The organism is Actinoplanes sp. CA-252034, from assembly GCF_050956125.1.
In the GTDB taxonomy this organism is placed as follows: Bacteria; Actinomycetota; Actinomycetes; order Mycobacteriales; family Micromonosporaceae; genus Actinoplanes.
In genome coordinates, this window is the sequence record NZ_CP191846.1 from 4,713,206 (window position 1) to 4,724,617 (window position 11,412).

Below are 11,412 nucleotides of genomic sequence, written 5' to 3' on the forward strand. Positions count from 1 at the left end.
CTCACGCGACCGCCCCGGCCGACGTCGACCGCTGCGCGGCGAGCAGCTCGTGCAGCCGGCCGACCGGCGCCGGACGGGCGAAGTGGTAGCCCTGGGCCAGGTGACAGCCGAGCTCCTGCAGCCGCCGCGCCTGCGCCTCGGTCTCCACCGCCTCGGCGAGAGTGCACAGATCCAGGCTGCGCCCCAGCTCCACGATCGTCCGCACGAAGGCGATCTCCCGGGGACCGCCGTCCTCGATCTGCTGGGACGTGAACGAGCCGTCCATCTTCAGGATGTCCACCGGCAGCTCCCGCAGATAGGCCAGCGAGGAATAGCCGGTGCCGAAGTCGTCGATGGCGATCCGGACCCCGTGCTCCCGCAACTGCTCCAGCTGCCCGGTCGTGGTGGCCGCGTCGGTCACGGTGGTGACCAGGACCGTCTCGGTGATCTCGACGATCAGGGCCTCCCCGGGCAGGCCGGCGTCGCCGAGACGGTCGAGCAACCGGGCAGCGAACCCGGTGTCCCGCAGCTGATGCGCCGACACGTTGACCGTCACCGGCAGCCGGTACGTGCCCCACAGCCCCACCAGATCCGCGCACACCCGCCCGAGGACCCACTCACCGATCACCAGGATGTCCCCGCTCTGCTCGGCCAGCGGGATGAATCGGGCGGGGGAGACCGATGTGCCGTCGGGCCGCAACCACCTCAGCAGCGCTTCCGCCGCGACGATTCGGCCGTCCTCCAGCTCGACGATCGGCTGGTAATGCATGCTCAGCTCGTCCGTGCCGATGGCCTGCTGCAGTTGGGCGACCAGATCACGGTTGGCACGCCACTGCGCGTACGCGGCCGGATCGAAGACCGCCAGGCCGTCACCCTGGGTCCGCGCCTCCTCCAGCGCCAGCTCCGCGTCACGCAGCGCGGTCGTCGCCTCGTCACCGACCGAGATGATCACCGCGCCGACGGCGGCCTGAATCCGGCGGCTGGTCAGGCCGGGCACCGGATACGGCTCGGCGACCGCCTCGAGCAGACGCCCGGCCAGGCGGTGCAGCACCCCCTCGTCACCATGGGTGAGCACGGCGAACGCGTCGGCGTCGAGCCGGACCACCACGGCGTCACTCGGCGCCGCCGCCCGTAGCCGATGACCGCTCTCCACCAGCACCGCGTCACCCGCCTTGTGGCCGAACGCGGCGTTGATGTCCCGGAAGCCGTTCAGGTCCAGCACCAGCAGGACCCGGTCATGCGGTCGGTGCCGGTTCAGCTCGTTCTGCAGGACGATGCGATTGCCCAGGCCGGTCAGCGGGTCGACGTGCGCCCGCTCGTCGAGCGCCGCTCCCACCTGCGCCAGCCGGCCGATCAACAGCACCGAGGTGATGCAGCCCAGGCACAGCACCACGATCATCCGGCCCCCGTGCCCGGGCGGCGCCGCGGCCACGACCCGCACCGCGTCGAGCCCGGCGATGAGCACGATCAGCACGACGTACGCGACCAGCCGCGTCCGGGTCAGCAGGCTCGCGTTGCGGGGCATGGACCCGGTGCTGCGCGACATCGACGGGTGCAACGCCGCGGCGCCGATCATGAGGTACGCCGACAGCCAGCCGACCTGGATCCAGGCGCCCGCCTGCGCCTGCCCGCGGAACAGCGCTGCGTAGAAGACGGTGTCGGTGACCACCCACAGCGTCGCCGCGCCGACCATCAGCCGGTAAGCCACGGTGCGCACACGCGTGACGACGACGACCCGGACGGTCAACGCGAGGATCAGCAGATCGTTGGTGACGTAGAGCAGATAGCCGAGCAGGTGCGCTCCCTCGAACGCGCCGCCGAACAGCAGGGGCTCCGCCACGGCCACCCAGACGACGGCGCCGCCACCGGTCAGCGCGATCGCGGCGTCGAGCAGCCCACCGCGATACCGGCCGGGTTGTACCCACCAGAAGACGCTGGCCGTCAGCAACCCCATCGAGGCGCAATAGAACAGGTCGCCGATCGACGGGTACCGCGGCGGACCGGTCGCCGTGACCGTGACCGCCCAGCCGAAGCTCGCCACCACGGACATGCCCACGGCGGCCACCAGCAGCCACCACGGCCGTGCCCAGACGGGCCGGTGCCGGCGGATCCCGGTCGCCAGAGCGGTCAGCACCATGAGGGCGACCAGGATGTACCACCACAGGCGGAGAGCCGGAACGAGCAGGACGGCGGCCATCAGCGACACGCCGGCAACGAGGTACCAGCGCAGCACGTCGCCGCTGGTCAGCCGGTCCCGTGTCGTCACAGGGGTAAGCACAGCACACCGGGAGCGCGGCGCCGGCTGAAATCGACTGCTGGCCCGGCAGTGCCCGGCAGGCTGGTCGTCATCGTTCGGCGGCCGCCCACCCGGCGACCCGGCCGGCCCAGGCCCGGACCACCTCACGCAGCTCGGCCGGCTCCCGGATGACGAACGGCCGGCCGAGCCCGGCGAGCACCCCGGGCAGCCAGTCGAGACGCTCGGCTCGCAACCGGACGAGCACCCACCCGTCCTCATCGCCGCGCTCGACGGTGGCCAGCTCCCGCGGCAGGGCGTCGCGGACCTGCTCTGCCGGCCCCTGGACGGCGACCGCCACCGCGTAGCGCCACGGTGTCCCGGCCAGACCGGTCAGCACCGTGTCGGCGGCCCGGAACCCCTCGGGGACCGTGAAGGCGCCGTCGACGACCCGGACCCGCCGGATCCGGTCCAGCCGGAACGTCCGCACGTCACCGGAGGCGGAGTCGAGGCCGGTGACATACCACCGGCCGGCGTGGGCGACGATCCCGTACGGGTGCAGGGTGCGGTCACTGTCCCGGTCGGCCCGGTCGGTGTAGCCGATCACGGCCGGCCGCTGCTGCCGGGTCGCCTCGGCGAGCGCCAGCATCACCGCGGTCTCGGGGGACTGCTCCGGGCGTACCGCCGCGGTGAAGTCGGTCGAGGCGAACAGGGCGGCCAGCCGGGCCGCGAGCGTCTTGGGCAGCACCCGCCGCACCTTCGCGGCGGCCGCCGCCGAGGCCTCGCCCGGCACGGAACCGAGACCCAGCAGGACCGCCAGGGCCTCGTCGTCGGTGAACATCAGCGGCGGCATGCGGAAACCGGGCGCCAGACGGTACCCACCGAACCGACCGCGGACCGACTCGACCGGCACCTCCAGATCGATCAGGTGACCGGCATAGCGGCGGACCGTGCGCTCGTCGACGCCGAGGCGCGCGGCCAGGTCGCCGAGCCGGTGGGTGCCGCCGCCCTGCAGGATCTCCAGCAGGGCCAGCACCCGCGCCGTCGGATGGGTCATGGCTGTCATTGTCCTCCGATACCGGGCGGATCCTGTCCGGTATCGCCTCTACCGTTCGCGGCGTAACCCCCTCACGAAGGAGAACGCCGTGCACTTCGCCTCGGTCCGAGTGATCACCGCCGACGTCGCCCGCCTGACCGGCTTCTACGAGGCCGTCACCGGCTGTGACGCCCGCCGCCACACCCCCGACTTCGCCGAGATCGCGCTGCCCGGCGCCACCCTCGCGATCGGCGGCACGGCCACGGTCGCCCTGTTCGGCGCCGGGTCGGCCGAGCCGGCGAGCAACCGGACCGCCATCGTCGAGTTCCGCGTCGACGACGTGGACGCCGAGTTCGCCCGGCTCGCCGACGTCATCGACGACCTCGTCCAGCCGCCGACCACGATGCCGTGGGGCAACCGGTCCCTGCTGTTCCGCGACCCCGACGGCACCCTCGTCAACCTGTTCACCCCGCCGGGCCGATGATGAGCCGGTGCTGCCACATCCCGTTCAACGTGCCGGAGCACATCCGCCGGTTCACCTGAGATCGCCGCATCGATCAGCATCCCGGCGCACAGCACCGCGACCGGCCACGGCAGCAACCGGAGCCGCTGTCGTGGCCCATCCCCGTTGTTCACACCGCTGAAAGTAGACGACGAATGTGGTCGATCCGTGTGCGTGGCGTGGAGACTCAGCTCGGAGTCAGCAGACAGAACTCGTTGCCCTCCGGGTCGGCGAGGACCCGCCACGGAACGCTCTGCTCACCCAGATCGACGGCAGTGGCACCGAGCACCCGCAACCGCTCCGCCTCGGCGGCCAGGTCGTCGCCCGGATACGGCCGGACATCGAGGTGGACCCGATTCCACACCGACTTCACCCCAGGGGTACGGGCGAACTGCAGGTATGGCCCGACGCCCTCGCCCGACCGCAGCACCGCGACGTCATCGCTCACGCTGTGCACCGTCCAGTCCATCGCCTCACCCCAGAACCCCGCCATCGCCCGCGGATCCGCGCAGTCGACCACCACCGACCCGATCGGCCCGGTCTGCTCGTAGAGCGAGTCCAGCACACAGAACTCGTTGCCCTCCGGGTCGGCCATCACCGTCCACGGCACGTCCCCCTGCCCCACGTCGGCGAGGGTCGCACCCAGCTCGGTCAGCCGCGCCACGGTCTCGTCCCGATGGGCGGCCGAGGTGGACGCCAGGTCGACGTGCACCCGGTTCTTCACCGTCTTGGGCTCGGCGGAGACGACCAGGTCGACACAGACCGCGATCGGATCGGGATAGACGAAGCCCCCAGGCTCCAGGTTGGTCACGCCGGGCCCCTCACTGGACATCTCCCAGCCGAGCGCCCGAGCCCAGAACCGGCCCAGCGCCACCTCGTCGTGCGCCTTCATGGTGATCTGCACCAGCCGTGTCGCCATGCCCCCGATGCTATCGATCACCCGTCCGTCGGAAGACCGTGGTGAGCGTCGATGTGCGGGTTGACGCCGGAGCGCCTCATGCCCGGCCTGTCCTGACCCCCGCCGGCGGAAGCCGATGTGGGGCCGTCAGACGAGGGCGGCGGCCAGCAGGGCGAACGCGGCGATGATGACGGCCACGCGGACGTAGTGGTAGCGATCCCAGCGGTTGGCCTGCCGCTTCCAGTCGGCGGGCCGGTTCTCGGGGGTCCACGTCTTGGCCTGGTTGTTGATCGGGACGAGCAGCAGGACCGACATGATCACGCTGACGATCAGCAGCCCGCCCGCGGTGACGACGAGGCCGGTGCCCGGTTGCTGCCATCCGGCGACGGCCCAGATCGTGACGAGGACGAGCGAGCCGACATACCAGACCGGCATCACGGCGCCGAGCATCCGCCCGCCGTGGGCGCGGCCGAGCTGGCCGCTGTCGCCGGGGAGCGCGTCGAGGATCCGGTTGATGACGAAGGCGACGGCGAACTCCACTCCCACCATCACGCCGACGACCACGATGGTGATCACCTGAAGTGTGTCGAGCATGCTGACCCTCCTGAGATCTAGCGCTGACAACTGACCTAGCAACGCTAGCATTGCACCCGCTCGATTTGCTAGCGGTGCTAGGATCAGGGCATGTCGGTACGGGAACGCAAGGAACGCGAACGCGCGGATCGGGAGCGCCTGATCCTGGCCACGGCCCGTGAGCTCGCCGAGCAACATGGCTGGGACGCGGTCACCACCCGCCGGCTCGCCGAACGCATCGAGTACAGCCAGCCCGTGCTGTACAGCCACTTCCGCGGCAAGCGGGAGATCATCGGAGCCGTCGCCGTCCAGGGCGCCGCCGAGATGGCCGTGCAGTTACGCGCCGCGGCCGCGGCCGCCGACGGTCCACGCGCCCGGGTCGTCGCCCTGGCGCGCTCCTATCTCGACTTCGCCACCCGCAGCCCGGCCGTCTACGACGCGATGTTCCAGCTCGACGGCGGCCTGGCATTCGCCGCCGAGGACACTCCCGAGCCGTTGAAGGACGCCTTCGCCGCTCTGCTGGAGAGCCTCGGCGAGGTCGCCGGTGACGGCGTCGACCCGGGGCTGTTCACCGAGCTGTTCTGGGCCTCCCTGCACGGCCTGGCCACCCTGACCCGGGCGGGCCGCCTGCCCCGCGAAGAGACCGAACGCCGGACCCAGCTGCTGGTCGACCGCCTCGCCGTGCTCTGATCCCCGCGCCCGCACTCGCACCCGCACTCGCGCCCGCACCGGAACCAGAACCAGAACCAACGCCAGCACGGCACCCGCACCGGAACCAGAACGAGCACCAACGCCAGCACGGCCGCCAGCACTGGTATCGGCACCAGCGCCAGCACGGCACCGGCACCCGGCACGGGCACCGGCTGCACCGCGGCGCCGAGCCGATTGGCTGGCGGCACCGGAGGTGACAAGCCGATCAGTCGGCGGCACCCGAAGCGACGAGCCGATCGACCGCCGCCACCGGAAGCGACGAGCCGACCGGCCGCCGGGAGCGAAGCGACAAGTCGATCGACCGGCGACGTTTCATCAGGCACGTCGTGGATACCCTGGCCGTGCACTGCGGCAACGGACGGCTTCAGGAGGCACCCCCGTGACGGCCTTCACGGCGACCAAGCGCGATGACGGCGCGGGTGTGTTCCGGCTGTTGATCGCCGGCGAGCTCGATGAGGACGTCGACGACGTGCTGGCCTGCCTGATCGTCGACGCCGTCGAGCAACCGGAAGTGTCGGAGATCGTCGTCGACCTGCGCCGGGTCACCTTCCTGGCCGCCGCCGGGGTGCGCGCCCTGCTGCGGGGCTACGAGGCCGCGATCGCGCGTGACCGGGGATTCCGGGTTCTCAACGCCACCGGCGTGGTCTACCAGGTGCTGCGGATCAGCGGCGTCCACCGGATGCTGATGGTCGCCTCCGAGTCAGCCGTTACAGCTCCCTGAACCACCGCGTCACCTGCCGCCCAACCCGGGGCGGCGGGCGGCGAGCGATGCGGCGACGCGGCAGTGGGCGACGCGGCGATGGGCGGCGGGCGATACGGCGGTGGGCGATGGCCGGGATTCCGGCGGCCCGTCGTCATCGTGGTCAGCCCTGGACGGTGAGCTGGGCGAGAACGGTCAGCAGTGTTCGCGCGCCGGTGGTGCGCTGGGCGATCCGCCGTTGTCGTTCGGCGCCGGTGCCCTCGGCCCGCAGTCGTGCCAGGCCGTTCTGTACGGCCAGGTGGGCGGTGTCGACCGGCGTCACCGTCTCGGCGAATCGGTCCAGCATCTGCCATCCGGGCGTCGCCCGCCCGGTGCGCGGGTCGGTCAGCCAGCCGGTGAGTCCCTGCCGGGCCGCCTGCCACTGCGCTCGGCGTACCGTCTCCGGATCCACCGGCGTCTCGGGCTTTCCGGTACGGGCGTCGTGCACCGCGAGGGCGACGGCGGCTCGCAGCAGCCCGGTGGCCACGATGGTGTCGTCGACGCTCAGCCCGACGTCGCCGGCCCGGATCTGCACGACCGCCCCGGCTCCCGGCCGCGCGTGCGGGTAGCGCAGCGACTCGGGCAGCCGTGCCTCCGCCGCCTCGCACATCGCGGAGACGTCAGTGGCGGCCGGCAGCGATCGCGGTGTCGCCACGTATGCGCCCAGCGCCCGCTGGTGCACCCGCACGAACCGCCAGGACGCGTGACCGGTGTCCGTCCCGGACTCGAACGGTGAGTTGGAGGTCAGCGCGCCTGCCACGGGAAGCCACGCCTGCAGGGCACGGCACACCCGGACCGCGATCCGGCCGTCCGGCACCTGGACCCGGATCACCAGCCCGCCGCCGACCGGGCCGTGCGCCGGTGAGGCGCCGACGGCCAGCAGGCGTGCGCCGCCACGCGCCGCCACCGACGCGGCCACCCGTCGGCGGCCCAGGAGCTCTTCGCGCAGGGCGGTGAGATCGGTGGCCGGCGACGACACCAGCGTCATCAGGCGTGGGCCCGGCCCCGGGCCTGACGGCGGTGGCCAGGTGGCCGATACGGCGCCGTTACCGTGCTCATCGATCAGGAGCAGTTCCTCCTCGACCACGACCGGTGGTTCGGTGAGGCGGGCCGACGAGGGCAGGGGCGCCGGCACGGTTATCGTGTTCATGGAGTCCTCCAGGGGATGCGGCGACTCAAACCACGATCAGGCCCGACAGGGTGGCGTTGCGGGCGATGTGCCGTACGGCGTCGCCGACGGGTAACGGCTCCGGCCGGTGGTACTCCATCGAGGCGTAGCGGAAGAAGCGGGTCGCGTGCCCGGCGGGCGTCGGCAGCATCGGGTACCGGCTCGCGATCAGTTCGTCCACCATGCCGCCGCGTCCGGCGAACGCGGCGATCGACCGCCAGTGCACCATGGAGGCGAGCTTCTCGTGCGATGAGCCGGGCGGTTCCGGCAGCACGCTGATCCGGTCGAACGGGGCGACTCCGGCCAGCCACAGCTCCGCGGCCTCGGTGGCGGCCCGTGACGAGGACTCGCACCAGTACGGCACGATGCCGGTGTCGAGGCCCAGCCACGGATCGGTCAAGCGCCCGGTGCTCACCACGGCGTGCCACTCGCGGTGTCGCGGATGCAGCCACGACCGGTACAGGTCGGCGACGGCGCCGCTGAACGCCTGTGGATCGGTGTAGAACATGCGGTGCCCGGTGTGGCCGGTCTCCGCGGCGATCCTGCGAAGTTCCGGTTCGAGGGAGGCCTCGCCGCTGGTCTCCGCGTACTGCCGGGTCATGCCGGTCGGCGGCGATACCCAGTCGTCGGCACCGGCCCGGCGCAGCAGACGCCGGACGGCGTCGTCGTCGCCGTAGTCGGCCGGGGCCCAGCCCGCGGTCGGCGAGCCGATCTGGAAGGTGTATCCCGCCGGTCCGCTCAGCACCGGCCAGGTCCGCAGGTCACGCACCAGTACGACGGTGCCGTCGGCCGTGAGCCGGGAACGCAGGAGGCGGCGGTACGCGTCGGGCAGCGTACGCCAGCGCACCTGCAGTGACACCGTCGTGCCGCACAGTGGGCCGCGCAGCACGGGATCGTGCACCTGTCGCACGGTGACCCCGGGATTGTGGGCCATCACGCGTTCGGCCAGCCGGGTGCCCCACGCCATGGCTTGCGGCCAGTTCCCGGCGGATCCGTCCGGCCACGGCACGGTCACGGTGAACTGGGTCGGCAGCCAGGCCGCGCCGCACGCCACGGCCAGGTGCACGGCCGCACCGTGCGGCGACCCCAGGACCACTGCGGGATAGGCCGGCGACTGGTGATGGCCGACGATCCACTCGGCGACCGCCTCGGCGTCCAACTGCTCGATCTGGGCCGCCGGGAGGGCCTCCGCGACCGCGTCCGCGGCCAGGGCCGGCCGGCGTAGCTGCTCCGGGAGCTCACCACGCCGGCCCAGCACCGGAACCCTCGACAGGGCGCGGCCGCGGCGCTGCTCGGGCGGTACGGCCATGGCGAGCAGGGCACGGCCGACGCTGTCGGCGCACATCACCCGCCCGGCCTGTGGCGCCGGCGTCCGGACCGGGTTCTGGTTCGTTCTCATCGCCGGGTGATCAGGGCCGCGTCGCGGGGCGGCGCACCAGAGCGGCGGTACGCACAGGGATGGGCACTGTCGCGACGGTGCCACCGGTGTTGCCGTGGGTGGTCATGTCGGTCCTTTCGCGGAAGGGGGACGTCACGGCTTCCCCGGCCTTCCCGGCGGTAAACGGACGACCTTTGAGGACGGTCGCCAGGTCTCCACGGGGTGGCCACGGCGGGTTTACCGGTCCGGGGCCGGGGAAGTCGCGGCTGATGAGCGATGAAGAACGACGTGCCGACCGGCACCCGACCGACGAACCCGACGGCACACCGGCTCACCAGGCGTCGCTGCGCCGGCCGGGGGAGTCGGTGACCGGTGGGGCCGCCGAACCGGAGGTCACCGAGGACGCCGGGTTCGCCGACCGCGGCGGCTACGACGCGGACGCGGTGTCCGGTGACAGCGCCGCCTATCGCCCCGACTGAGCGATCACGCCATCGATCTCTCTCGAGCTGGTGGAGGAGATCGCCGCCCGGGTCCTCGGCGCGCAGCAGGTCGTCCTGGTGCACTTCGACAGTTGGGCGCATTTCACCGAGGGCCGCGACGACCTGGCGAAGGCGTTCACCGCCGCCGGCCTGGCGGATCGGGCGGGGCTCGACCGGTGACGGCGCCGGCCATGGTGGCCGGCGCCGTCGTCGATCGAGCTCTGCCTGGAGGCCGCGTGTCTCAGCCTGCCGCGCAGGTGGGTGTGACGGTGGGCCCGGCGCCGGTGCCCTGGAACCCGAACTCGGTGGAGCCACCGGCGGGGACCTGCCCGTTGTAGGAGACGTTACGGAAGGCGACCGTGCCCGTGGATCCGGTGTTGCTCGCGCTCCACGCGCTGGTCACCGCGCCTCCGGACGGCAGCGTCACTCCCACGGTCCAGCCGTTGAGCGCCGACCCGGCGGTGACCCGGACGGTGGCCACATAGCCGCCGTTCCAGGAGTTCAGTGACACCGTCGCGGTGCACCCGCCGCCGGGCTGCGGCGAGGTGCTGGTGCTGGGCCTGGGGCTGACGCTGACGCTGACGCTGGGCGACGGCGGCGTGGTGCCACCGGCGTTGAGCGCGTTGAGCACCGAGGTGTACGCGGCCTTCTTGTTGCCCGAGTTGTCGAACAGCAGCGGGTTCTCGCCGGTACGCCACGAGTCGCTGTCGCGGATGCCCCAGACCGTGATGCCGGTGCACCGCGACACCGCCAGGCAGGCCCGGGTCACGGTGGCGTAGATGTTGGCCTGGTTGCCGCCCTGGGCGACGTCCAGCTCGGTGATCTGCACGTCCACGCCCAGGTCGGCGAAGCGCTGCAGGTTGGCCTGGTAGTCGCCGGCGATGCCGGTGCCCAGGTGGGACTGGAAGCCCACGCAGTCGATCGGCACACCGCGGGCCTTGAAGTCGCGGACCATGTTGTAGATGCCGGTGGACTTCGCGTTGACGCCGTCGGTGTTGTAGTCGTTGTAGCAGAGCTTGGCGGCCGGGTCGGCGGCCCGGGCGGCGCGGAAGGCGGCTTCGATCCAGTCGTTGCCGGTGCGCTGCAGGTTGGAGTCACGCCGGGCGCCGCTGCCACCGTCGGCGAAGGCCTCGTTGACCACGTCCCAGGCGTAGATCTTGCCCCGGTAGTGGGTGGCGACCTGGGTGACGTGGTTGATCATGGCGCTGCGCAGCGCGCTGCCGGACATCGACTGGGCCCAGCCCGGCTCCTGCTGGTGCCACAGCAGGGCATGGCCGCGGACCTTGGCGCCCATGGCGATGCCCTGGTTGAGGATGCGGTCGCCGTTGGTGTAGGTGAACCGGCCCTGGGACGGCTCGGTGGCGTCCCACTTCATCTCGTTCTCGGCGGTGACCGAGTTGAACTCGCGGTTCAGGATGCCGGTGTAGGTGCCGTCGCCGAGCCGGCCGGCCGCGATCGCCGCGCCGTAGTAGCGGCCGGTCTGGGCGGCGGAGGCGCCGAGTGTGGTGGCGGCCTCGGCGGTGCCGACCGCGGCCAGGCCGGAGGCGACGACGACCCCCGCCACGGCGGAGGCCAGCAGCAGGGTTCGGCTTCTCTGTAACAGGGACATGGGGGAACCTTTCCGGCGGGGACCGAACAGGATGGGAGCGTTCCCATCGGGGATTTCCCATGTTGCCAGCGCATTTCGTGAAAATGCGAGCCCGACAATCAGCGGTT

Annotated in this window: 11 protein-coding genes and 1 pseudogene; 5 read left to right on the forward strand and 7 right to left on the reverse strand. The window is 71.9% G+C overall.

All coding sequences use genetic code 11. The features are described 5' to 3' along the window. Position 1: 1 nt before the first annotated feature. Complete coding sequence (locus tag ACQPZW_RS21385; RefSeq protein ID WP_433796687.1) at positions 2–2,245, reverse strand: putative bifunctional diguanylate cyclase/phosphodiesterase; 2,244 nt, start codon at positions 2,243–2,245, stop codon at positions 2–4. A 79-nt stretch (positions 2,246–2,324) separates the two neighbouring features. Further along, a complete protein-coding gene (locus ACQPZW_RS21390) occupies positions 2,325–3,269 on the reverse strand; it encodes a helix-turn-helix transcriptional regulator (RefSeq protein WP_433796688.1) in 945 nt (314 codons plus the stop codon). An 88-nt stretch (positions 3,270–3,357) separates the two neighbouring features. On the opposite strand from ACQPZW_RS21390, the gene ACQPZW_RS21395 reads away from it, so the two are divergent. Then, entirely contained in the window at positions 3,358–3,732 is a 375-nt protein-coding gene (locus tag ACQPZW_RS21395; protein ID WP_433796689.1) for a VOC family protein, read from the forward strand. Positions 3,733–3,937: 205 nt separating this feature from the next. Here ACQPZW_RS21395 and ACQPZW_RS21400 read toward each other — a convergent pair whose 3' ends face one another. Next, positions 3,938–4,669 (reverse strand): VOC family protein, encoded by a 732-nt coding sequence (locus ACQPZW_RS21400; RefSeq protein WP_433796690.1) that lies wholly within the window; start codon positions 4,667–4,669, stop codon positions 3,938–3,940. A 126-nt stretch (positions 4,670–4,795) separates the two neighbouring features. Further along, positions 4,796–5,242 carry an anthrone oxygenase family protein gene (locus tag ACQPZW_RS21405; protein WP_433796691.1) on the reverse strand — a complete coding sequence of 149 codons (447 nt, stop codon included), beginning with the start codon at positions 5,240–5,242 and terminating at the stop codon, positions 4,796–4,798. A gap of 90 nt (positions 5,243–5,332) precedes the next feature. On the opposite strand from ACQPZW_RS21405, the gene ACQPZW_RS21410 reads away from it, so the two are divergent. Both ACQPZW_RS21410 and ACQPZW_RS21415 read left to right on the forward strand, forming a co-directional pair. After that, on the forward strand, positions 5,333–5,911 hold the full coding sequence (locus ACQPZW_RS21410; RefSeq protein ID WP_433796692.1) for a TetR/AcrR family transcriptional regulator: 579 nt from the start codon (positions 5,333–5,335) through the stop codon (positions 5,909–5,911). 400 nt (positions 5,912–6,311) lie between these two features. Then, positions 6,312–6,653, forward strand: coding sequence for an STAS domain-containing protein (locus tag ACQPZW_RS21415; protein WP_433796693.1), 342 nt, complete (start codon positions 6,312–6,314; stop codon positions 6,651–6,653). 142 nt (positions 6,654–6,795) lie between these two features. Here ACQPZW_RS21415 and ACQPZW_RS21420 read toward each other — a convergent pair whose 3' ends face one another. After that, a complete protein-coding gene (locus ACQPZW_RS21420; RefSeq protein ID WP_433796694.1) occupies positions 6,796–7,821 on the reverse strand; it encodes a carboxylate-amine ligase in 1,026 nt (341 codons plus the stop codon). A gap of 25 nt (positions 7,822–7,846) precedes the next feature. Further along, on the reverse strand, positions 7,847–9,238 hold the full coding sequence (locus ACQPZW_RS21425; RefSeq protein WP_433796695.1) for a hypothetical protein: 1,392 nt from the start codon (positions 9,236–9,238) through the stop codon (positions 7,847–7,849). A 248-nt stretch (positions 9,239–9,486) separates the two neighbouring features. Here ACQPZW_RS21425 and ACQPZW_RS21430 point away from each other — a divergent pair, with 248 nt between their 5' ends. Continuing rightward, positions 9,487–9,696, forward strand: coding sequence for a hypothetical protein (locus tag ACQPZW_RS21430; protein WP_433796696.1), 210 nt, complete (start codon positions 9,487–9,489; stop codon positions 9,694–9,696). A gap of 42 nt (positions 9,697–9,738) precedes the next feature. Continuing rightward, positions 9,739–9,876: pseudogene (locus tag ACQPZW_RS21435) on the forward strand (MBL fold metallo-hydrolase); the annotation flags it as partial. Between the two features lie 61 nt (positions 9,877–9,937). On the opposite strand, the gene ACQPZW_RS21440 reads toward ACQPZW_RS21435, so the two are convergent. Continuing rightward, complete coding sequence (locus ACQPZW_RS21440) at positions 9,938–11,305, reverse strand: endo-1,4-beta-xylanase (RefSeq protein WP_433796697.1); 1,368 nt, start codon at positions 11,303–11,305, stop codon at positions 9,938–9,940. Positions 11,306–11,412 lie beyond the last annotated feature (107 nt).